The 22418-nt window shown below is 66.5% G+C and carries 22 protein-coding genes; 13 read left to right on the top strand and 9 right to left on the bottom strand.

The window, feature by feature from the left end:
• Nucleotides 1–5: 5 nt before the first annotated feature.
• Complete coding sequence (locus NU1_RS21360; protein WP_307644486.1) at nt 6–1778, top strand: P-loop NTPase family protein; 1773 nt, start codon at nt 6–8, stop codon at nt 1776–1778.
• 320 nt (nt 1779–2098) lie between these two features.
• On the opposite strand, the gene NU1_RS21355 is transcribed toward NU1_RS21360, so the two are convergent.
• Nucleotides 2099–4174: a glycoside hydrolase family 15 protein gene (locus NU1_RS21355; RefSeq protein ID WP_245720231.1), complete on the bottom strand. Its 2076-nt coding sequence runs from the start codon at nt 4172–4174 to the stop codon at nt 2099–2101.
• 64 nt (nt 4175–4238) lie between these two features.
• Here NU1_RS21355 and NU1_RS21350 point away from each other — a divergent pair, with 64 nt between their 5' ends.
• Both NU1_RS21350 and NU1_RS21345 read left to right on the top strand, forming a co-directional pair.
• Nucleotides 4239–4478 carry a hypothetical protein gene (locus NU1_RS21350; RefSeq protein WP_067523591.1) on the top strand — a complete coding sequence of 80 codons (240 nt, stop codon included), beginning with the start codon at nt 4239–4241 and terminating at the stop codon, nt 4476–4478.
• Nucleotides 4479–4624: 146 nt separating this feature from the next.
• Nucleotides 4625–4876 (top strand): hypothetical protein, encoded by a 252-nt coding sequence (locus NU1_RS21345; RefSeq protein WP_067523590.1) that lies wholly within the window; start codon nt 4625–4627, stop codon nt 4874–4876.
• Nucleotides 4877–5014: 138 nt separating this feature from the next.
• Here NU1_RS21345 and NU1_RS21340 read toward each other — a convergent pair whose 3' ends face one another.
• Together NU1_RS21340 and NU1_RS21335 are read right to left on the bottom strand one after the other, a co-directional pair.
• The gene (locus NU1_RS21340) at nt 5015–6496 is read right to left on the bottom strand and encodes a serine/threonine-protein kinase (protein ID WP_084521687.1); all 1482 of its coding nucleotides are present in this window, start codon (nt 6494–6496) and stop codon (nt 5015–5017) included.
• Nucleotides 6497–6581: 85 nt separating this feature from the next.
• A complete protein-coding gene (locus tag NU1_RS21335) occupies nt 6582–7634 on the bottom strand; it encodes a M48 family metallopeptidase (RefSeq protein WP_067523588.1) in 1053 nt (350 codons plus the stop codon).
• 41 nt (nt 7635–7675) lie between these two features.
• Between NU1_RS21335 and NU1_RS44315 the strand changes: the two genes are divergently transcribed.
• The 6 genes from NU1_RS44315 to NU1_RS21310 all read left to right on the top strand — a co-directional run bounded on the left by NU1_RS44315 (nt 7676) and on the right by NU1_RS21310 (nt 12170).
• Nucleotides 7676–7789, top strand: a complete 114-nt coding sequence (locus tag NU1_RS44315; protein WP_371859823.1) for an Ms4533A family Cys-rich leader peptide — start codon at nt 7676–7678, stop codon at nt 7787–7789.
• Nucleotides 7790–7974: 185 nt separating this feature from the next.
• Entirely contained in the window at nt 7975–9015 is a 1041-nt protein-coding gene (locus NU1_RS21330; protein WP_067523587.1) for a sulfate ABC transporter substrate-binding protein, read from the top strand.
• A gap of 128 nt (nt 9016–9143) precedes the next feature.
• Nucleotides 9144–9944, top strand: coding sequence for a sulfate ABC transporter permease subunit CysT (gene cysT, locus NU1_RS21325; RefSeq protein WP_212762047.1), 801 nt, complete (start codon nt 9144–9146; stop codon nt 9942–9944).
• Nucleotides 9941–10747, top strand: a complete 807-nt coding sequence (gene cysW / locus NU1_RS21320; protein WP_067523586.1) for a sulfate ABC transporter permease subunit CysW — start codon at nt 9941–9943, stop codon at nt 10745–10747. The genes cysT and cysW overlap by 4 nt, the downstream gene beginning before the upstream one ends.
• Complete coding sequence (locus NU1_RS21315; RefSeq protein WP_067523585.1) at nt 10744–11739, top strand: sulfate/molybdate ABC transporter ATP-binding protein; 996 nt, start codon at nt 10744–10746, stop codon at nt 11737–11739. The genes cysW and NU1_RS21315 overlap by 4 nt, the downstream gene beginning before the upstream one ends.
• Nucleotides 11740–11834: 95 nt before the next feature.
• A complete protein-coding gene (locus NU1_RS21310; protein ID WP_157552720.1) occupies nt 11835–12170 on the top strand; it encodes a hypothetical protein in 336 nt (111 codons plus the stop codon).
• Here NU1_RS21310 and NU1_RS21305 read toward each other — a convergent pair.
• A complete protein-coding gene (locus tag NU1_RS21305) occupies nt 12134–13261 on the bottom strand; it encodes a CobW family GTP-binding protein (RefSeq protein ID WP_067523583.1) in 1128 nt (375 codons plus the stop codon). The two genes, NU1_RS21310 and NU1_RS21305, sit on opposite strands and share 37 nt — an antisense overlap.
• A gap of 71 nt (nt 13262–13332) precedes the next feature.
• Here NU1_RS21305 and NU1_RS21300 point away from each other — a divergent pair, with 71 nt between their 5' ends.
• Complete coding sequence (locus NU1_RS21300; protein ID WP_084521677.1) at nt 13333–14895, top strand: PucR family transcriptional regulator; 1563 nt, start codon at nt 13333–13335, stop codon at nt 14893–14895.
• Here NU1_RS21300 and pucL read toward each other — a convergent pair.
• Nucleotides 14877–15797: a factor-independent urate hydroxylase gene (gene pucL / locus NU1_RS21295; RefSeq protein WP_067523582.1), complete on the bottom strand. Its 921-nt coding sequence runs from the start codon at nt 15795–15797 to the stop codon at nt 14877–14879. The genes NU1_RS21300 and pucL overlap by 19 nt on opposite strands.
• Nucleotides 15798–15980: 183 nt before the next feature.
• On the opposite strand from pucL, the gene NU1_RS21290 reads away from it, so the two are divergent.
• Complete coding sequence (locus NU1_RS21290; RefSeq protein ID WP_067523581.1) at nt 15981–17387, top strand: uracil-xanthine permease family protein; 1407 nt, start codon at nt 15981–15983, stop codon at nt 17385–17387.
• A gap of 315 nt (nt 17388–17702) precedes the next feature.
• Here the strand turns inward: NU1_RS21290 and NU1_RS21285 are convergent, their stop codons facing one another.
• The 4 genes from NU1_RS21285 to NU1_RS21270 all read right to left on the bottom strand — a co-directional run bounded on the left by NU1_RS21285 (nt 17703) and on the right by NU1_RS21270 (nt 20883).
• A complete protein-coding gene (locus NU1_RS21285) occupies nt 17703–18119 on the bottom strand; it encodes a molybdenum cofactor biosynthesis protein MoaE (RefSeq protein WP_067523580.1) in 417 nt (138 codons plus the stop codon).
• On the bottom strand, nt 18112–19251 hold the full coding sequence (gene moaCB / locus NU1_RS21280; protein WP_067523579.1) for a bifunctional molybdenum cofactor biosynthesis protein MoaC/MoaB: 1140 nt from the start codon (nt 19249–19251) through the stop codon (nt 18112–18114). The genes NU1_RS21285 and moaCB overlap by 8 nt, the downstream gene beginning before the upstream one ends.
• A gap of 34 nt (nt 19252–19285) precedes the next feature.
• Nucleotides 19286–19600: a hypothetical protein gene (locus NU1_RS21275; RefSeq protein ID WP_157552717.1), complete on the bottom strand. Its 315-nt coding sequence runs from the start codon at nt 19598–19600 to the stop codon at nt 19286–19288.
• A 77-nt stretch (nt 19601–19677) separates the two neighbouring features.
• Complete coding sequence (locus NU1_RS21270) at nt 19678–20883, bottom strand: molybdopterin molybdotransferase MoeA (RefSeq protein WP_067523577.1); 1206 nt, start codon at nt 20881–20883, stop codon at nt 19678–19680.
• Nucleotides 20884–20968: 85 nt separating this feature from the next.
• Between NU1_RS21270 and moaA the strand changes: the two genes are divergently transcribed.
• Both moaA and NU1_RS21260 read left to right on the top strand, forming a co-directional pair.
• Nucleotides 20969–22027, top strand: a complete 1059-nt coding sequence (moaA, locus tag NU1_RS21265) for a GTP 3',8-cyclase MoaA (RefSeq protein ID WP_067523576.1) — start codon at nt 20969–20971, stop codon at nt 22025–22027.
• Nucleotides 22020–22262, top strand: coding sequence for a MoaD/ThiS family protein (locus tag NU1_RS21260; protein ID WP_067523575.1), 243 nt, complete (start codon nt 22020–22022; stop codon nt 22260–22262). The genes moaA and NU1_RS21260 overlap by 8 nt, the downstream gene beginning before the upstream one ends.
• Nucleotides 22263–22418 lie beyond the last annotated feature (156 nt).

The raw sequence follows: 22418 nt of genomic DNA, 5'->3' as shown, positions 1-22418 counted from the left end.
CCGTCGTGAAAAATCCGGATGCGATGGCGCCGCTGATCGAGTTGCTCGACGAGCTGCTCGAACTCACGCGTGCCGCCGCTCGCGCCGATCTGTCCGGCCGCTTGGCCATGGCGCGCGCCCGCGTCGCCGATTCGCGGGTGCGTCTGGTGGTGGTGGGCGATCCCGGTAGTGGGACCACCACGCTGGTCAACGCCCTGGTCGGATCCGATGTCAGCGCCGCCGACGGTCGGGTGCCGGTGATTGTCGAATACGGGCCGCTGTCGCGGGTGACCGTGGTCCGGCAGGGTGCCGGTGGTCGGGCCGAGCGGGCCGTGATCGATCCGGCGGAGCGGATTTCCACCCTCGCCACCGAGGGGGTGATCCGTGCCGAACTCGCCGAGCCCAGTCCGCTGCTGGCCGAGGGGTTCGTGGTGCTCGAAGCGCCCGGTTCGGTCGCCGAGACCCCGGCCGCCTGGTCGCTGCTGGCCGCCGCCGACGCGGTGCTCTACGTGGCCGATGCGGGCGCGCCCTTCAGTTCGGAACAGATCGCGTTGCTGAGTCGCATTCAGCAGGTCTGCCCCGTGGTGGTGTGCGTACTCAATAAGATCGACCGGTATTCGCACTGGCCGCAGGTGCAGCAGCAGGACCGGCAATTGCTCGACGAGGCCGGGCTCGGTTTCGCCGTGGCTCCCGCCTCGGCGCAGCTGCACGGACATGCCGCCGCCACCGGTGATCAGCAGCGGGACCTGGAATCCGGTGTGCCGCAACTGCTCGATCATCTGCGCGGGTATGTACTCGGCCGGGCCGACGCCGTGGCCGCCGAGGCGGCGGTGCGCGATATTCGGCTCATCACCGACCATTTGGCGCTGGCATTGCGCAGCGAGGCCGAAACCTTGCGTGATCCAAGGCGTTTCGGCGAGATCACCGAGCAGCTACGTCGGGTCCGCGAGGAAGCCGATCAATTGCGGCAGCGCACCGCCAATTGGCAGGTCGCGCTCGCCGATGGCGCCGCCGAGCTGATGGCCGATATCGAACATGATCTGCGGCATCGGCTGCGCAGCCTGATCCGCGATGCCGAGGCCGAGATCACTGTTGGCGATCCGGCCAAGGGCTGGAAGGAATTCGGCGCCGACCTCGATGCCAAGATCTGCGAGGCGGTGGAGGAGAACTTCGTCATCGCCCACTACCGGTCGGTGGAACTGGCCGAGCAGGTCGCCGGGAAATTCCCCGACGGCACCGTACCCGCCGCCGATCTGCGTCTGGAGAATCCGGGCGAGGTCCTCGAACCGGTGGCCGCGCTCGACCCCCTGGTCAGTGGGAAAGCCGGTGTGACACAACAGGCACTGAGCGCGCTGCGTGGCTCCTACGGCGGCATCCTCATGGTCGGTCTGGCCACCAGCCTGCTCGGGATGTCCCTGGTGAACTGGTATTCGGCGGGTGCGGGCGTACTTCTGGGCGTGAACGCGCTCTGGGATGACCGCAGAACCCGTACCCAGCGCCGCCAGGCCGAAGCCAAGGTCGCTGTCGCCCGGCTCATGGACGATGTGATCTTCCAGGTCAGCAAGGAATCCCGTTATCGCCTGCGCGGCGTACAACGCAACCTCCGCGACCACTTCACCGAAATCGCCAGCGCCACACACCGTTCCGCCGACGAGTCGCTGCGTGCCGCCGAGGAGGCGGTAGCGGTGCACTCCGGTGAACGGCGCGAACGCCGCCTGACCGAGATCGAAACGGCGCTGGTGCGGCTGCGGGAACTGCGTGAGTACGCCGATACCCTCGGTGAAAATCAGCCGAACTGACGGCGTCCGGCACGGCTGATACCCCGGCGTAGTCGAGAGTCCCGGTACTGCCGATACCCGTCATCCCGGCGTGCTTTTGGCCGGGATCCACTACTGCTCAACGGGTGGATTCCGGCCAAAAGCACGCCGGAATGACGAGGTGTGTGGCACGGAATGACGAGGTGGGCTGTATGGGAGGTGTGCTGCCTGGACCGGCGGGATCGCGCCTGGGGGCCGCGCGCATCAGGGTGAACGGGCTGGGCGGTCACAAAACCGCCATGCGACGACGATTCCTGTCGCCTCGTGGCGAGCTGTGGCGCTCAGACCGCACGACCCGGCGGCTACCGCCCCGGGTGCGCCGGGTTGAACTGCCCGGCTCGATGCGATTCCTCCGCCCGGATCACATGCATTACCGCGTTGATCAGCGCCAAATGCGTGAACGCCTGGGGGAAGTTGCCCAGGTGCCTGCCGGTGCGGGTGTCGATTTCCTCGGCGTAGAGCTTGAGCGGGCTGGCGTAGCCGAGGAGGCGTTCGCACAGGTGCTTGGCGCGTTGTAGTTCGCCGATCTCCACCAGGGCCGACACCAGCCAGAAGGAGCAGATGGTGAAAGAGCCTTCCTCGCCGGACAATCCGTCATCGGTGGTCTCGGTGCGGTAGCGCAGCACCAGGCCGTTCTCGGTGAGTTCGTCGGCAATGGCCAGGACGGTGGCGCGGACGCGGTGATCGTCGGGTGGCAGGAATCTGGTCAGGACCACCAGGAGCAGTGAAGCGTCCAGGGTGTCGCAGTCGTAGCTCTGGGTGAAGACCCCGCGAGCGTCTACGCCGTTCTCGAGGATATCGGCGTGGATCTCGTCGGCGATATCGTGCCACTTCTTCGCATAGTCGTACTCCCCGTGCAGCTCAGCGAGTTTCGCGCCGCGATCGAGGGCGACCCAGCACATCACCTTCGAGGAGGTGAAGTGCTGTGGTTCGCCGCGCACCTCCCAGATACCGCGATCGGGTTTGCGCCAGTTCTCGATTGCCGCCTGCACCTGCCGTTCCAGCATGGGCCACAACGTTTCCGGCACCTGGCGGCGCGACTTCACGTGCAGGTACACCGAATCCAGCAGGGTGCCCCAGATATCGTGCTGGTCCTGCTGATAGGCGGCATTGCCGATGCGCACCGGTCGCGCACCGTCGTAGCCGGACAGGTTCGGTAGTTCGTACTCCTTGATCTCGCGTTCACCGCCGATACCGTAGAGCACCTGCAACGGCAGCGCGTCGCCATTGTTGCCGCGGCAGACGTCGTGCAGGAACGCGAAGAAGTCGTCGGCCTCCCGGTCCAGGCCGAGGGTGTAGAGGCCCCACAGCGCGAAGGTGGAGTCGCGCACCCAGGTGTAGCGATAGTCCCAATTGCGTTCCCCGCCGGGTGTTTCCGGCAGCGATGTGGTGGCCGCGGCCAGCAGCGCCCCGGTCGGCGCGTAGGTCAAACCCTTCAGGGTGAGCGCGCTGCGCTGCAGGTACCCGCGCCACGGGTGATCGGGGAAGCGGCCCAGGGTGATCCACTGCCGCCAGCATTCGATGGTGGACCACATTTTCTCGGCCGCCTGGTCGAACGTACGCGGCGGCGGCAGGTCCGACCAGGACAGCGCCACGAAGGCCTGATCGCCCTCCTTCATGCGGGTGCGTACGCGGGCCTCCCGGCCCTCCAGCCCCAGTCGGAGATCGGTGGTCAGGGTCAGGGTGGGGGAGTCGACGTCGCCGCGCGCGGTGGCCTGCTCGTAGACGTCGCCGGAGTATTCCCAGTGCGCGGGGACGCTGTGGTGCGCGAAGGCCGGTTCGCAGCTCATCTCCAGTTCGACCACGCCGTTCACGCATTTCACGGTGCGCAGCAGCATGTGCTCGGCATCCCAGTCCATCGGTGTGCGCCGGTGGGTCTTGGAGCGCTCCGTATTGTTGTGCCACGGTCCCAGCACCAGCGCGTCGCGCACAATGAGCCAGCCGGTCTCGGTTTGCCAGGTGGTCTCCACTATGAGTCCGCCGGGCAGATAGCGGCGGGCCGCGGGCACATTGCGGCCGTACGGGCCGAGTCGGAAATGCCCGGCGCTGCGGTCCAGGATGGCGCCGAAGACACTGGGGGAGTCCGGCCGCGGCAGACATAGCCATTCCACCGCGCCATTGCGGGCGATGAGGCAATTGGTTTCGCAGTCGGACAGGAAGGCGTAGTCGTCGATCGGCGGAAATGCCGAATGGTGGCTGAGGCCCGAGGGAGCGGGCAGGTAGTCGCTTGGGACGTCGGGTGGGTCGCCCAAACCGTCGCGTGGCGGCAGGTCAGCGCTATTGTCGTGCAACCCGCTGAAGGTGTCGCTCAGGGTGCCGACCGTATCGTCGGCCCCACGCGATCTGTCGATGGGCTCCGGTTCGTCGTAGGACGCCATATCTCATCATGGGTCCGCAGAGCCCAGATAGTCCACCTCGACGCGTTCGGCATAGGCTGATGTCGTGCATCAGATCGCAGATTGGTGGGACGGCGTCGAGCTGTGGGTTGCCGGATTGCCTTTCGTACCCCAGTTCGCCGTGGTATTGGCTGCCATGGTGCCCGTGTGCTTCGGCATCGCCTACCTGCTGGACCGCGTGCTCCGGGTGGCTCTGCGCCTGTTGGGCCGGGATCGGGTCGCCGCCCGTGAAGCCGTGACGCCCGCCCCCGCCGCCCGCAGTATCCGCAGTAAGGAAGCCGCCTGATGCCCCGCTCACGTGTCCAGCTCGCCCTGATTGCTCTGATCATTCTGGTGATCGTCGCCTGGTTCTTCACCCGCTGACTGGAATTCACCCGCCCGTCGCCAGGTTCCCGTGCGAGTCGTCAGACCCTCCGGCTACGCTCCTGCCCCATGACAACCGATGAGGGTGTGGAACTGGACCAGCTCCTCGAAATCGAGGAGTACGAAGACGAGCCCCGGCTCATCGCAACCCACTTGTGCGGGCCCGAAGAGGCCCTCGAAATGGTGAAGGCGGCACAGCTTCTCGGCCTGGGCGTGCGTCTGACCAACCGTATTCGTCCCGATGAGGACGATGCCGAATCCGCCACCGAGGAATGGCTCCTCGACATCCTGGAGACCCCGCCGGTGGTCGACGAGGACTGAGCGACCTACCGACCCGAGAACGAGACAGCTGAGAACGAGACAGCACAGAGCCGCTCGGTCGAATCTTCGGCCGGGCGGCTCCGCATTGTGCCGCGAATGCCTCCGGGGCCCCGCGTTTCCGCCGAGCCGGGATGTTCCCTAGCGCCGGACCGCCAGCGTGCAGCCGATCGCCCCGATCGCCAGCACAATGCCGATCGCACCGCCCGCGACCGCCAAGGGATCCAGCAGTGGCAGCAACAGGTGGTGCAGCCACATCCGGTACTCACTGCCATAAGCGGCACCGCCGAAATAGCGGACGGCCAGATGGCTGCCCGCTGCGCCGACGATGAATCCGAGACTGCCGAGCACCGTCATGATGCGGCCCTTGCGCCGTCGCATCAGCAGCCGGATGGCACCGCCGACGAGCAGTAGCGTGACGAACGCGGTGCACACCGTTGCCGCGACCAGGACCTGGGAATCGGTGTAGCCGAGGTTGCGGACCACCTCCGGCAGGCGGCCCACTCCGCCATACGGATCACTCAGTTCGAAGACGAACCAGACGGCCATCGCGGCACACGCCAGCGCCATGGTCGCGGCGGCCACGGCAGGACCATTCGTGTTCCTCGGCGGCGCGGATACGCCCGCAGGGGGCCGGTCGGCCGGGGCGCGCCGGACATCCGGTGCCGGAGCCCGACGGGTCGCGAATGCGGTCGAGCCGGGCGTCGGGGACTGGGGCACAACCGGAATCGTCCTGGTGGGCGCGGGACCCTGCCGATGCGCGGTAGGTACTCGCCCGTGCAGCGCGGCCATGGCCGCGGCCGCGAATTCCGTACAGCTGCCGAACCGTGCGTTGCGATCCTTCGCCGCCGCGCGGGCGATCACATCGTCGAGGGCGGCGGGAACATCGCCCCGGACCTGGCTCAGGCGCGGCACCGGTTTGCTCAGATGGCCGGCCACCACCTGCCCGGGATTGGTCGCGGAGAACGGGCCCTGCCCGGTGAGCAGCGCGAACAGCGTGCAGGCCAATGAGTACTGATCGGCGCGGTGATCCACCCGCTCCCCGGACAGCTGTTCCGGCGAAGCGAAAGCCAGTGTGGCGGAGAAAATCCCGGTGGCCGTCAGCTGGGTGTTGTTGTCGGCCAACGAGGCGATGCCGAAATCGGTGAGTACCGCGCGTTCCTCACGGCCGGTCTCCGGTGTGGACAGCAGGATATTGGCGGGCTTCACGTCTCGGTGCAGAATGCCGCAGCTGTGCGCGTAGTCGAGCGCTGCCCCGGTTTGGGAAATGATGCGCAGCGCGCGGTCGACCGACACCGTGCGCGGATCGACCCGCGCCGCATCGGTCCCGTGGACATACTGCATGGCGATCCACAGGTGGCCGTCCTGTACGCCTCGGTCCTGGATACTCACAATGCCCGGGTGATCGAGGCGCGCAATGACATTTGCCTCTCGATCGAAGCGGCGACGCATCTCCTCGTCCGCCGAAACATCGCGATTGAGCAGCTTCAGGGCGACTTTGCGCGGCAGCCGCGGATGAGCCGCGAGGTACACGGAGCCCATACCGCCTTGGCCGAGCATGCGTTCGACCTGATATCCGGCGAAGGACTCGTTCACACCGAGTTGCACCACAGGTCCCCTCATCCGGTCGAACATCATGTCTCGCGTCGCGAAGTTTAATCGGCCGGAAGGGGGCACTGCGTTTCGCGCAGGTGGGGCAGGCGCGCGGCTAGGAATCCCGGTTCTGCCAGCCGCCCAGCCGCTTACCGAGTTTGGTGACCGTATCGGCGACCTCCGCGCCCACCGTACCGACCGCCGACGCGGCATCCTTACCGAGATTGCGAACCACCTTGACCAGCGGATCATCGGACTGATCGAAGGATTCGCGATAGGAGCGGGCCGCATGCTTGATCTCATCGCTGATGCGCGCGTGCTTGTCCTGGTCGCGGCGCGGGTATTGGCCGTCGAGCACGCGGTTGTATTCACCGCTGGCGATCCAGCGCCGCAGCTCGGCGGCGCGCAGCACCGAGAAGGGATGGGTCTGCAGTTCCAGATTGAGCAGTTTCAGGACGCCATCGCGGAGGTCGCCCGATTTGTCGTAGTCATCGGCCTGCTGGAGGAAGGCGGCATGGCTCATCTGATCCACCCGGGACCCGCCCGCCAATTTCATATGGACGCGAACGGAGGCGTCCACGTCCTGACCGCAGAGCAATCCGGCGCGATCGCCGGAGAGTTCGGATTTGCGGCTCCACTCCATCAGGGCGGCAATGATGGCGCGCAGGGCCCACCCGCCGATCGGCATCCAGCCGATACCGGCGGCCAGCCGCATGAGGTGCATGAGCATGGTGCGGTAGACGGCGTGCCCGGACAGCGCGTGGCCCAGCTCGTGACCGACCACGAAGCGCAACTCCTCGTGATCGAGCAGATCCAACAGCCCGGTGGTGAGGATGATGAACGGCTGATCCATACCGATGGTGAAGGCATTGGCCCTCGGGTCCTGCAGCACGAACATCTCGGGAATGGTGGGGGCGTCGAGTATTTCGGCGGCATCCTGGCGCAGCTGATCAATGGCCTTGAACTGTCGCTCGTCCACGCGCACGGCGGTCGCCAGATAGAGCAGCCGATGCTGCCGTTCGGCGAGCAGTCCGGACAGGGTCCGCAGGACGGTATCGAACCCGTAGAGCGAACGCAATGTCACCAGGGCGGTGCGGTCGGCCGGGTGCTCCCAGGCGCGGGTGCTGATCTCCGGGAACCGCGTCCGGAGTCGGTCAGGGCTTGTCATCTATATCCCCCGTATGGGTATTCGGTGATTCGCGACGTCAGATGCCACTCTGTTACAGTCTGCCCGTGTCGTCGAGTGCTCTGCCCCAGGTCCGCCATGAATTGGCGTTGATCGCGGTGGGCTGCCTCGTAGTCGCGGACATCCACTGTCGTTGATCGCCGACCGGATATAGCTGCACGTCTGTTCAGTAGACTGGCGCGCGTTCCTGCGCAGCTGTACTCATTCCGGCGGCCTTCGGGCCGGTAGCGCCACCGTCACGTTATCGCGTGGCGGGTCTACGGCAGTACCCAGTTCTCCGCCGACGATTATTGTTCGGCGGGCGGTAGGAAGGTCCATCCGAATGTCCCGCAGTCCCCGGCTCGTCCGCCGTTCCCTCGCCACCGCGCTGGTCGCGGTCGCGGCCACCGCTCTCACCGCCTGTGCGGGCGGATCCAGCGATGTGGTCGGCGGCGAGAAGGTCGACAACAGCGCCGGCACCCTCAACCTGTACGCGTACGCGGTGCCGAAACCCGGCTTCGAGAAGGTGGCTCCGAAGTTCAACGAGTCCGAGGCAGGTAAGGGTGTCGAGGTCGTGGCGTCCTACGGGGCGTCCGGTGACCAGTCCCGCAAGGTGGCCAAGGGCGCGGACGCCGATATCGTCAACTTCTCCGTGGAGCCCGATATCACTCGCCTGGTCGACGCCGGATTGGTCGACCCGGACTGGAATGCCGACGCCAATAAGGGAATTCCGTTCGGCTCCGTGGTGGCGCTGGTGGTTCGCGAGGGCAACCCCAAGGGCATCCAGGACTGGGATGACCTGCTGCGGCCGGGGGTCGAGGTGGTGACTCCCAACCCGTTCAGCTCCGGCTCGGCCAAGTGGAACCTGCTGGCTCCCTACGCCGCCAAGAGCGAGGGCGGCAAGAATCCGCAGGCGGGGCTCGACTATCTCGGTCAGCTGATCTCGCCCGAGCATGTGAAGGTGCAGCCCGGTTCCGGTCGTGAGGCCACCGACGTCTTCCTGCAGGGTGTGGGCGATGTGCTGATCAGCTATGAGAACGAGGCCATCTTCTCCGAACGCAATGGCGACCCGATCGAGCACATCATCCCGCCGATCACCTTCAAGATCGAGAATCCGGTGGCGGTGCTGAAGAACACCCGGCATCCGCAGCAGGCGCTGGCGTTCAAGGACTTCCTGTACACCCCCACCGCGCAGCAGGCCTGGGCCGAAGCAGGATTCCGTCCGGTGGACCCGAAGGTTCTCGCCGCCTTCGCCGCCGAATTCCCGCAGCCGCAGACCCTGTGGACCATTGCCGACCTGGGTGGATGGGAAACCGTGGACGCCGAACTCTTCAAGCAGGGCAGCGGCAGTATCGCCGCCGTCTACGAGAAGGCGACCAAGTAGTCGGGTGACGTGAACCACACAGGATACTTGCCATTGTGAAAGACAGCAGCGGAAGCGCGGAGATCGGGCAGGACTCGCGCGCATCCACCGGAAAACCCGGCAGCACTCGCCCAGGACTCCCGTCCTGGCTGCGGGTCACCGGGTCGGTCGGCCCCCTCGGTATCTCGACCGCGGTCCTGTGGCTCAGCATTATCGTGCTGCTGCCGCTGGCCGCATTGACCTTCAATTCCTTCAGCGACGGCTGGTCCGGATTCTGGACGGCGGTGACCGCGCCCGCCGCTCTCGACGCACTGCGGGTCACCGTATTCGTCTCGGTGATCGTGGCGCTGCTCAATGTCGTCATGGGCACCCTGATCGCCTGGGTACTGGTGCGTGACGATTTCCCTGGGAAGGGCATCGTCAACGCGCTCATCGATCTGCCGTTCGCCTTGCCGACCATTGTGGCCAGCATTGTGCTGCTGTCGCTGTACGGGCCGCAGAGTCCGATCGATATTCAGCTGAACGCGACCAAGCCCGGCCTGGTGGTGGCGCTCGCCTTCGTGACCCTGCCATTCGTGGTGCGGGCGGTACAGCCGGTGCTGATCGAGGTGGATCAGGAAGTGGAACAGGCCGCACTGTCATTGGGCGCGAACAACCTCACCACCTTCCGCCGCATCGTATTGCCGACCCTGGTGCCCGCCGTCCTCAGCGGCGGCGGGCTCGCATTCGCCCGTGCCATCGGCGAATTCGGGTCGGTCGTGCTGATCGGCGGCAATATCCCGCGCGAGACGCAGGTGGCGTCGCAGTACATCCAGCAGCAGATCGAGGTGGATCGTCCCGTCAGCGCGGCAGCGGTTTCGGTGGCGCTGCTGACGATCGCGTTCGCGACGCTGCTGGTGCTGCGGCTGTTCGGCCAGCGGGCGGCGCGGAAAGAGCAGGATGCCCAATGAAACTGTCTGCCTTCACGCGTATTTCGTTGCGCAGCGTCGCGCTGGGGTACCTGCTGGTGCTGCTGGTGCTGCCGTTGGGCATCATTCTGTACCGCAGTTTCGAGCACGGTATCGGTCAGTTCATCGATTGGATCTCCACACCAGCGGCGATCTCGGCCTTCAATCTGTCGATCACCATCGTTGCCATTGTGGTGCCGGTGAATGTGGTGTTCGGCGTGGTCACCGCCATCGCGCTGGTGCGCGGGCGGTTCCCGGGCCGAAATCTGATGCAGAGCGTGGTGGATCTACCGATCGCGGTATCGCCCGTGGTGGTGGGTGTTTCGCTCATCCTGCTGTGGGGTGCGGGTGGCTGGTTCGGTGGGCTGGAGAATCACGGCCTGAAGATCATCTTCAATTTGCCGGGCATGGTGATCGCCACCATCTTCGTGACGCTGCCGCTCGTGGTGCGCGAGGTGGAGCCGGTGCTGCACGAGATCGGTGACGATCAGGAGCAGGCGGCCGCCACGCTCGGCGCGAACCGCTGGCAGACGTTCTGGCGGATCACCCTGCCCGCGATTCGCTGGGGTCTCACCTACGGGGTGGTGCTCACCGTGGCGCGCTCGCTCGGCGAGTTCGGTGCGGTGATCATGGTGTCCACGGCGATGCCAGGTCAGTCGCAGACGCTGACCCTGCTCGTGCACGATCGCTACACCGACCACAACACCTACGGCGCGTACGCCGCGGCGACCCTGCTCATGGGTATCGCCCTCGTTGTCCTCCTATTGATGACCCTCCTCGAACGCAAGCGGGACACTGTCAAATGATCACCGTGACCAATGCCAATAAGCGCTACGGCACCTTCGCCGCACTCGACGATGTCAGCATCGACATTCCGTCCGGTGAACTGACCGCGCTGCTGGGGCCGTCGGGTTCGGGCAAATCCACGCTGCTGCGGTCGATCGCGGGCCTGGAGTCGCTGGACTCCGGCATCGTCGTCATCGCCGGGCGCGATGTGACCCGGGTGCCGCCGCAGAAGCGCGATATCGGCTTCGTATTCCAGCATTACGCCGCGTTCAAACATATGACCGTGCGCGATAACGTCGCCTTCGGCCTGCAGATTCGCAAGCGGCCCAAGCCCGAGATCAAGAAGCGCGTCGACGAACTGTTGGAGATCGTCGGCCTCGACGGCTTCCAGCATCGCTACCCGGCGCAGCTGTCGGGCGGTCAGCGTCAGCGCATGGCCCTCGCCCGCGCGCTCGCCGTCGACCCACAGGTGCTGCTGCTCGACGAGCCGTTCGGCGCGTTGGACGCGAAGGTCCGTACGGACCTGCGTAAGTGGTTGCGTCGTCTGCACGACGAGGTCCACGTCACCACCGTCTTGGTCACCCATGACCAGGAGGAGGCCCTCGACGTCGCCGACCGGATCGCGGTCATGAACCGCGGCCGCATCGAACAGTTCGGCACCCCCGAAGACGTCTACGACCGTCCCTCCAATGATTTCGTCATGTCCTTCCTGGGCGACGTAGCGAAACTCAACGGCCATCTGGTCCGCCCGCACGATCTCCGCGTCGGTCGCGACCCCAGCATGGCCCTGGCGGCGCACGAGGGCACCGCGGTCTCCGCCGGTGTCACCCGTGCCACCGTGGAACGGGTCGTCCACCTCGGCTTCGAAGTCCGCGTCGAACTCCGCAATGCCGCGACCGGAGATCTGTTCACCGCGCAGGTGACCCGTGGTGACGCGGAAGCGCTGCACCTGGCCGCGGGCGAAACCGTCTACGTCCGCGCGACCCGGATTCCGGAACTGCCGATCTCCTGAATCGCGTTCCCGGACCGGCGCACCTCGGCATATCAGTGCGCGGTTCGGAGATCAGCCGATTGCTCGCTGCGCTTTAGCTCTGGCATTCTGGCGCAGTGACTTTCGTGCGGTGTGTGGCTGTGCGCTGGGGCGGATGGGACCCGCAGCCGGGCATAGTCGAAGTTCGGCTGGTCGACGTGCACGGCGTCGCACACCGGTTCATCCACAAGGTGCCCTACTTCGGTTCGAAGCCCCAACTCGGTCCGGACACCGCTTATCCGGTCGAGGTGGAGTTGGACTGCGAGATCCTCGACACGGAGTTCAGGGACGGGCTGACGGTGCTTTCTGTCACCACCGAACGGCCGTCGGATATCGAGACCGTGGACGGTCGAACGGAATTCGAGGTATCGCCGGATCAGTTGGCCGATAGCGCGTCGGGCTCGAGGACATAGCGCCAGACCGGGAGCAATTCCTGCTCGGGGAGGGGTTCGGGCTCCGTGTGGGCGGTGGTCTCCAAGCGGGCCAGGGCCGCGGCGGTATCCAGGCCCGCGCCGATCAGCACCAGGTTGGTGGTGCGGGGTTCGTGGCGGGGCCAGGGGGTCGGTTCGATGACAATGTGGCGGCCGACCATGTGCAGGACGAACTTTCGGGTGTCGTCCGGGGTGGCGAAGGCGATGGTGCCCTTGGCTCGGAACAGGCCCGGGGGTGGGTTCTCGAAGAAGTCGATCAGGGCGCGCGGGTTGAGATCGGTTGTGCTGGTATAGGAGACGGTGTCGTAGCCGTCGTGCAGGTGCCGGTGATCGTGGCAACCGTGTTCGTGGTGATCGTGATCCGGGTCGTCGTGGTCGGCGAAGAGTTCGTCGAAGCTCAATTGTTCGCCGACGCGTGGTGTGCGTGCACCGTGCTCGGGGGTGTCGAAGAGCAGGCCCGGATCGATGCGGCCCCGGGTGGTCGCGTAGACCGGGGCGGGGTCGGCCAGCGCCGTGACCTCGGTGCGCAGGGCGTCGAGGGCTTCTGGGGTGATTCGGTCGGCCTTGTTCAGGACCACCAGATCCGCCATCCGGAGATGGGCGGCGAGTTCGGGGTGCTGGACGCGGGATTCGGGGAAGTGCTCGGCGTCGACGAGTTCGACCAGGCCGCCGTAGGTGATGCGTGGATTATCGCTGTTGACGATCATGCGGATGAGATTGCGCGGTTCGGCCAGACCACTGGCCTCCACCACAATGACATCGATCTTGGCGCGGGGTTGGGCGAGTCGATCGAAGAGTTCGTCGAGTTCGGAGACATCCACCGCGCAGCAGACGCAGCCGTTGCCGACCGAAACCATGGCATCGACCTGCCCGGCGACCAGCATGGCGTCGATATTCACCGCGCCGAAGTCATTGACCACCACTCCGATCCGGATGCCGCGGCTATCGCGCAGCAGATGGTTGAGCAATGTCGTCTTACCGGCTCCCAGGAAACCGGCCACCACCAGAACAGGAATCCGCCGACCCACCCCGACCACCCTACCGAGGGCCTCGTTGTGAACCACCCGCAGCATCGCGGAAACGTGGCGGCAACACCCGACTCCTACGGTGTCGGACAGTAGAACCGAATCATGGGAGGTGTGCCGTGCGGGTACGGGACATTCTCGATGCGCCGCAATTGCGGATGGGGCTGTTGCACGGCGATGCGGCGGCGCTGGAGCGCGCGGTAGCGCGGGTGTGCGTGACCGATATGCCCGACCCGCGACCATTCGTGACATCCGGGGCGCTGGTGTGCACCGGGCTGGTGTGGCGGCACGGTGCCGATGACTCGGAGCGCTATATCGCGATGCTGGCTCGCGCCGGAGCGACGGGAGTGGTGGCGGGGCAGGCGTTGCACGGATTCGTGCCGGAGGATGTCGTGGCCGCTTGCGCCCGCCACGACCTGCCGCTGCTGTCCTCCCCGCAGAGTGTTCCGTTCAGCCGCGTCATCGAGCACCTCGCCGAGCAGGCCGCCGAAACTCGCTGGCAGCGGGTGCGATCGGGGCTGCTGCGGCAGCGCCGGTTGCTTGCGGCGGTCGCGGACGGGTCCGAGATCGGCGACCTACTGACCGACATCGCCGCGGAATGCGGCTTCTCGGCCTGGCTGCTGACCGCGACCGGCGCGATGGTGGCGGCTACCGCACCACTGTCCGAGGGCGACATCGACCGGGTCCTCGCTACCGCCCTCACCGCACCCCGGCTGCCAGCCGTCGCCGCCGGTGGTATCACCGTGCTGCCGGTATGCGGTCGCTCAGGCGATCGGATCAGCGCGTGGTACTTGGTGATTCGTACCGAAACCGGCTGCGACCGGTTGGACGCCGATTCGGCGGGCGCGGAGCTGGCGGCGGTCGCTGAACTGTATCGAGTCCGACAATCCGAACGCCTGCGACTCAGGTGGGATCTCGCGGACCGGCTTCCGGAAGCCTTCCCCGAGGCATCGGGTGACCCGTTGGTCGCGATCGTATGTGAGGTGTGCTCACCGGGCCCGGTGGGAGATATCGAGTCCGATGCCGACGGATCCGCCACCGCCACCGGTATCGACTCCACGCCGATTCCCACCGGACCGGCGTCGAGTCCGATGGCCGTGCGTTCGATGCTCCACGACGTATTGGCCGATGTCGTAACAGGTCTGGACCGTGCGGGCCGGGTTGTCGGATACCTTCCGGGCGACGAGACCGAGGTGGCCGCGCTGCTGCTGCGCGGGTTCGGGCGGTTGCGGCCGGTGCTCGGTAGTGGCGGCATCGGGATCGGCGTGAGCGCACTGCGGCACGGTGAAACACTGTCCGGGGCACTCGCTTCGGCGACCGCCGTCGCACCGGCGGAATCCGGGCAGGTGCGGGTGCGGGTCGCCGATATCGACAGTGCCGCCGGGCTTTTCACCGCTATACCCGATCAGTTGCAGCGGCGCTTCGCCGAACGCGTGCTCGGGGCGGTCGTCGACTATGACCGCCGCACCAATGCGGGTCTGCTGCACACCCTGGAGGTATTTCTCGGATGCGAGGGTTCCTGGCGGCTAGCGGCGGAACGAATGCATCTGCACCTCAATACCGTTCGCTATCGGATCGGCCGGGTCGAGGAGCTCACGGGGCGGGATCTGGGACGCCTCGACGACCGGCTCGATCTCTATCTGGCCGTGCGCACACTGGCCGGTTACACCGCGCCTGTATAAGGGTCCCAAGCGATTCCGGCGTCCGGTGCGCCCTCGCGCAGCACGCTCGCGTGAATGAGCCCGTAGGGGCGGTCGGCGGCGTAGTAGACCTCGCCATTGTTCTCGACGCCGAATCGGTCCAGGTCGTAGGCGAAGTGGTGTTTATTGGGTGCGGACAGGCGAATCTCAGCCAGACACGGAAACGCTTCCACGGCGGCGACACCCATCTCGAACAGCGTCTGTTGCAAGGCTTTCGAGTGCAGGGTGGCGAACTTCTCGATCATCGCCGCGCGAATACCCGCGTATGCGTCATCCCAGTCGGCGGGTGCGGTGGCGAAACGCCAGCGCACCATGAGACTCGTCGCCAGAATCCGGTCGTGGGCGGGTTCGAGCACCGTGTACTCATCGGTGAGGAATCCGGCGAATTCGGATCCGGTGGATTTGAGGATCACCAGATCCTTGACGCCGCCGATCACCCATTCACGCCGTTGCGGTCCGGTACCGCTCACCGTGATCGCGGCAATGCGCACCTCGGGACCGGTCCGGGTCCAGCTGTGGTCGTGTCCGACACCCCCGGCCGGAACCCGCTGCCACGCATACTCTTCGATCTCGATGCGCGCCGAATCCACCGGTTCGACATCGTCGACGAAATGCCGGGCCAGCGCCAGCCCGTACTCCTCGATACTGCCGTCGCCGTGCTCCTTGGCGTACGAGTAGATGGTCTGCTTCTGGGTGTCGGTGGGCAGCACAGCGCCCTGATCACCGTCGGTGTGCGCCGGATCGAACGCGCCGCGCAGACAGGACGAGACATTCAGATCGCGGATATCGTGCCGGTCGGTATCGCGGTAGATCCGCACCACCCGGTTCTCCGCCTTGCCGTACTGATGCGGGCCGAGCACGATCTTGCCGGGCGATTCGGTCACGGACGGCTCCTCGGTCGATGAATACCTGTCCTGCACTCTGCTGCATAACCGGGCGGCCGGGCGCTGGTTGCCGACACAAAATGCGGCGTGTCCGCCGCCACCGTTTCAGCGAATCGGACAAACTTCCGGATGCGGTCGCCCGCCTACCGTGACGATGGAACCGCCGCACCGTAGGGAGCCCCCATGACCTCGCCCCATCCTGTCGATACCAGATTGCCGTGGACACGGCTACTGGCCTTCGGCATTCAGCACGTGCTGATCATGTACACCGGATGTGTCACCGTCCCATTGGTTTTCGGTGCGGCCGTGGGCCTCGACCGCGCCACCATCGGCCTGCTGATCAGCGCCGACCTGCTGGTCGCGGGCTTTATCACGGTGGTGCAGAGCCTCGGTGGTGGACGCTTCATCGGCGCTCGGTTGCCGATCATCTGCGGTGCGACCTTCGTCGCCATGTCCCCGATGATCCTGATCGCCAAGGAATACGGGTTGCCCGCCGTATACGGGTCGATGCTGATCGGTGGTCTGCTGGGATTGGCGTTGGCGTGGCCGTTCGCCATGGTGGTGCGGTTCTTCCCGCCATTGGTGACCGGCACCGTACTCACCGTTGTCGGTATCTCGCTGATCGGCGTGGCGGGCGGTCTCATTGTCGGCACCAACCCGGACGACGCCGCATTCGGCGATCCGGCCAGCATCGGACTGGCCGCCCTGGTGCTGCTGATCGCCCTGGTCTTCACCTGTCTGGGGCGCGGGGTGTGGTCACAGCTCGGGGTGCTGATCGCCTTGGCCGTCGGGGTGCTGATCGCCATTCCCATGGGGCTGGTGACCATGGATGGTGTCGGAGCGGCCGATTGGCTGGGCATACCGAGTCCGTTCCACTTCGGCGCACCGGAGTTCCCGCTCACCGCGGTGGTGGCCATGACCATTGTCATCGCGGTCGTCTTCGCCGAATCCACCGCCAGCATGCTCGCCATCGGTGAGATCACCGGCAAGAAGGTCGGTCGCGCCGAATTGGGGCGTGGACTGGCCGGTGATGGTCTGTCCGCGGTCCTGGCAGGCGTATTCAGTTCCTTCATCGACACCGTGTTCAACCAGAATGTCGGCGCGGTTGCCGCCACCCGTGTGTACAGCCGCTACGTAACCGCGGTGAGCGGTGCCCTGCTCATGGTGCTCGGCGTGGTGCCGCGCTTCGGTGCCGTGGTGGCGGCGGTGCCGAAACCGGTGGTCGGCGGCGTCGGCCTGGTGCTCTTCGCGACCGTGGCGGTCATCGGTATCAACACCCTCCGCAAGGCCGACCTCACCGACCGCGTGAACCTGACCATTGTCGCCACCGCGGTGGGCGTCGGCCTGATCCCCGTCCTGACCAAGGATATGTTCGACAGGTTCCCGCCCTCGGCCCAAATCCTCCTCGACAGCGGCATTACCCTGGCCGCCGCTACCGCCTTCATTCTGAACCTGATCTTCAACCACACCCGGGTAGGTCAATTCGCGCGCGCCACAACCGAACCCACGACCCAGGCGGAACCTCAGAACACTGCCCCGCCCGAGAAACCACAGGAACCCAAGGGGCCGCAGGACCCCGTAAACGCCTGATACCGGAACGGCACGCCGGGAGAACGGGAGCCGGCGGCGCGGTACTACCGAGCGTGAAGGCGCAGTATCGGCACAGCCCCCCGTCATCCCGGCGCGCTTCTTGGCCGGGATCCACTATCGCGGGTGTGGATTCCGGCCACAAGCACGCCGGAATGACGGGCCGGGCAGGCGACACCGCGCCTTCGATCCCGGCAACCGGGCGTGCGGCAGCGGCGTGCCCGGACGCCTCGATACATCGAGGGGAACCGGTGGCGTGGCGCTCTCGCACCCCGTCCGCCCACGGAATCCCCTGATCAGCTACCCGGATAGGGAATCTCAGCAGGCGTTGACCCACTCCGAGAGGCCGTCGGCGAAGAGTTGGCGTTTCCAGATGGGGACCTCGTGTTTGATGCGGTCCACCAGGTTGGCGCAGACGGTGAAGGCTTCGGCGCGGTGGGGGGCGGCGACAGCGACGGTGATGGCGAGGTCGCCGATGGTGAGGGAGCCGATGCGGTGGATGGCGGCTACCGGGAGGCCGCTGGCTTCGGCGACCTCGGCGCAGACCTTGTGCAGGAAGCGCTCGGCGTCGGGGTGGGCGGAGTATTCCAGGGCCGAAACCGATTGGCCGCCATCGTGATCGCGCACCTTGCCGGTGAATACCACGACGGCCCCGTGCTCCGGTCCGGTGACCGCCCGCTCGACCTCGTTCGGGTCGAGCGGCTGATCGCTGATACGGGCGAGCAGATCACTCATGGCCGCCTCCTCCGGCCACCTGGGCCAGCAGATGTTCGAGCAGTGGTTCCAATACGGCGATTCCGTCCTTGACCCCACCCGGTGACCCGGGCAGGTTGACGATCACCGTGCGCCCCGCGAGCCCGGCGACACCGCGGCTCAACGAGGCCAGGGGGAACTTGGCCGTCCCACGTTGGCGAATGGCCTCCGCGACGCCAGGCAACTCCCGATCCAGCAGGGCGAGAGTCGCTTCCGGCGTCGCATCGGTGGGGGAGGCACCGGTTCCGCCGGTACTGACCACCAGCGCCGGTTCCCCGGCCAGCGCCTCCGAAAGTCCGTACGCGATATCGGTATCGGCGTAGACCAGCGGCCCGCGCACCGAAAACCCCAGTCCGCCAAGCCACTCCGCCAGTCTCGGTCCGGTGGTGTCGACCCGGCTACCCGCCGCGACCCCGGTGGACGCGACCAGTACCACGGCCATCCGCCCCGCCCCGTATGCCGGGCTTTCGGTCCGCGCGGTCTCCGCAGGTTGGGAGTGCGCCACGCCCGCAGTGGTATTCGGCTCGCTCGCAGACACCGGGGCGCGGCCCTGATCGGCGACGGCAGGGGAGGTCGACCGCTCGGGAGCTGCCTCGGCAGGGCTGTGCCCGGTGGCCGAGGAGGCCGACGTGGTGCCGTTGGCGTCCGTCCGCTCCCAATGTCCGCGCTTGCCACCATCTTTGGTCAGCAGCCGAACACCATTGAGGGTTGCGGCGGGGTCGACAGCCTTCACCATGTCATGCAGCGTGAGCCCGGCGACGGCGACGGCGGTCAACGCCTCCATCTCGACCCCGGTCGGCCCCTTGGTCTTCGCGCTCGCCTCGATGGTGATGCTGGTGTCGGTGAACCCGAACCGCACATCCACCGACGACAGCGCCAGCTGATGGCACAGCGGAATCAGCTCGGAGGTCTTCTTCGCGCCATTGATTCCCGCGATCCGCGCGGTCGACAGCACATCCGCCTTCGGCATGTCATCGGCGCGGACCAACCGCACCACCTCGGGCGTGGTGTGCAATTCACCGGCCGCCACCGCTATTCGCGTGGTGTCGGACTTGGCGCTCACATCGACCATGCGAGCGCGTCCCTCACGGTCGACATGGGACAACTCACTCATGGCACCAGCGTTCCATAACCGGCTCCCGCGGGTGTCATAGGGCGGCCCGGATTGTCAGTTCCGCGCTGAGTTGGTTGTCGTCAGCGTCGACTCCGACGTAGTCGATCTCGGATTCCAGCCCCCGCAGACGGCATTGCGCGACAAGTGCACGCAGCAGTGGCATCGCCTCGTCGGGCGGGATATTCACATAACCCTCCAGTACGAAGTGTCCGCCGGAAGCACACAGCGCCTCATGACAGAACAGTTCGACCGCGGCGTCGGCATAGGTCAGCTCGCAGCCGAACGGCCTGTTCTCCACACGCAGGATCTCGACATTCAGCCCGGCGACCAGCAGCCAGGACCGGATCACCCGCTCGACGGTGTCGTGCTCCGTCGAACCAATCCATCCGCCATACGACGTGCGCCGCATCGTCCGCGCGCGACCGATTACAGCCAACGAACCCGCACCATCGACCCGGCGGGCAGTTCGGTCGTCTCGGCCGGGATATCGATCAGCACATCGGCGTTCGCCATGGTCGCGATGAGGTGCGAACCGGGTCCCGCCACCAGTGCGACGCTCTTATCGGCCACCCGCCCGCGCAGGAATTGCCGTCGCCCGGCGGGGGAGCGGACCGGGTCCACCAGCTCCAGCTCGGCGGTCGCGACCTCCGGTAGCCCGGCCAGCCAGCGCAGTATCGGCCGGGCGAAAACCTCGAACGACACCATGGTCGAGACCGGGTTGCCCGGGAAACTCAGCACCGGCACCCCGTCGATCACGGTCAGTCCCTGCGGTCCGCCCGGTTGCACCGCGACCGAACCGAATTCGCCGCCGAGGGTGGCGAGCACATCCTTGACTACCTCGAAGTCGCCCTTCGACACGCCACCGGAGGTGAACACCACGTCGGCGGTGGCGACAGCGGCAGTCAGTGCGCGCCGGAACTCCTCGGGGTCGTCGGTGCTGTGCGCCACCGACAGCACCTCGACCCCGTTATCGGTCAGGGCCGCCGCCAGCGCGATCCCATTGGAGTTGTAGATCTGTCCGGGGGCCAGCGCCGATCCCGCCGGGACCAGCTCATCCCCGGTGGTCAGTACCGCCGCCCGGACGCGTCGCGTCACCGGCAGATCGCCGAACCCGACGGCCGCCAGCGCCGCCACATGCCGGGGGGCCACCACCGTGGTCGCGGCGACAAGCAGGTCCCCGGCCCGCACGTCCGTGCCGGGTTCACGCACGAAATCTCCTGCGACCCGGGTTTTCTCGATGGTGACCGTCGCACCGTCGCCGTGGGTGTCCTCGACCGGCACCACACAGTCCGCGCCCGGCGGAATCGGTGCGCCCGTCATGATCTTCACGGCCGACCCCGGGGGCAGCGGGTGCAGTCCGGCATTGCCCGCAGCGACCACCCCCGCCAGCGGCAGGGTCACCGGTACGGTTGCCACCGAATCCGCCCGAACCGCATAGCCGTCCATGGCGGAATTCCGGAAGACCGGCAGATCCAGGGGTGCGTACACCTCCTCGGCCAGCCGACGACCCAGTGCCGCCGCCATCGGCACCCGTTCGGTCTCGCGCTCGGCGAGTGGCCGCAGCAACGCTTCGATACGTTGCCGGTGGTCGTCGACGGATCGGGCCGGAGCCAGCGCGGGCCGGGAAGTCATGCGCGTCAGCCTATAGCGGTCCGTTGTGAGATTTCTTCGCGCGGACCCCTGTGCGACACCCGGGCGAACCGGTAATAATGGGCGAATGACCGTGGTCGTGATGGGGATCCCCGCCGTTCGAGCCGGGCGTCCCTCGCTAGACGGTCGCCCCGATACCCCATTCCTCGTCGATCGCTTCGGTCGAACCGCACGTGACCTGCGGGTTTCCATTACCGAGAAGTGTTCGCTGCGCTGCACCTACTGCATGCCGGAGGAGGGTCTGCCGCCCATTCCGGCCGATGAACTACTCACCGCCGACGAGATCGTGCGCTTGGTCGTGTTGTCCGTGCGTGAACTCGGGGTGCACGAGGTGCGCTTCACCGGCGGTGAACCGCTCATGCGCCGAGATCTGGAGAAGATCATCGCGGGCTGTCGCGCCGAGCTGCCCGATACGCCGCTGGCCATGACCAGCAATGGCATCGGCCTGGAGCATCGCGCCCGAAAACTGGTCGAGGCCGGACTCAATCGGGTCAATGTCTCCCTCGATACGGTCGACCCGGCCGGATTCGCGACCCTCACCCGCCGCGACCGCCTCGATTCGGTCCTCGCCGGAATCCGCGCGGCGCAGAAAGCGGGCCTTGCTCCCGTCAAGGTGAACGCCGTTCTCATGCGCCAAACCCTTGCGGGCGCGGCCGACCTGCTGCAATGGTGTCTCGACGAGGGCGCCGAACTGCGCTTCATCGAAGAGATGCCGCTCGACGCCGACCATGAGTGGGCGCGCAACAATATGGTCACCGCCGCCGACCTCCTGGCCGTCCTGCGCACCCGCTTCGACCTCACCGAGATCGGCCGTGACGACCCGGCCGCCCCGGCCGAGAACTGGCTCGTCAATGGCGGTCCGGGCACGGTCGGCATTATCGCCTCGGTGACCCGCAAGTTCTGCGGCGACTGCGACCGCACCCGCCTCACCGCCGACGGCCGCATCCGCTCCTGTCTGTTCAGCGACCAGGAATACGATGTCCGTGCGGCCCTGCGCAACGGTTCCTCGAACGAGGAGATCGCCACCCTTTGGCGCGGTGCGATGTGGCAGAAATGGGCAGGTCACGGCATAGACGCCGCCGACTTCCAGCCCCCCGAACGGTCGATGGGAGCAATCGGTGGTTGAGGTCCGCTATTTCGCCGCCATCGCGGACGCGGTGGGCAAGGACAAGGAATCACTCGACCTCCCACCCGGTTCCACCATCGCCGACCTCCGCACCAGGTTGATCACCACCTACGGCCCAGACCTCGACAAGATGCTCAATGTCTGTGCCTACCTGGTCGGCGACGAACTCACCAGGGACGCAACGACTCCGCTCCCCGCTCGCATCGACGTACTCCCACCCTTCGCGGGCGGCTGACGCGTCGGCGCTGCTCTAGCGCCACGCTCGGCTTTGCGACGGCGCGCGATCAGGGGGCACGCGGGGTAACTCACGGCCGGGGGCCGGTGGGCAACTGCTGTTCTCGGGGCCTACGTAGCCGAGTTTTCGAGCGGGCGTGACCGTTCCAGCCGGGTG

It is taken from the genome of Nocardia uniformis NBRC 13702 (assembly GCF_001613345.1).
Lineage (GTDB): Bacteria > Actinomycetota > Actinomycetes > Mycobacteriales > Mycobacteriaceae > Nocardia > Nocardia uniformis.
Note: the sequence above shows the minus strand (reverse complement) of the source record. Positions and strands in the feature narration are given on the sequence as shown.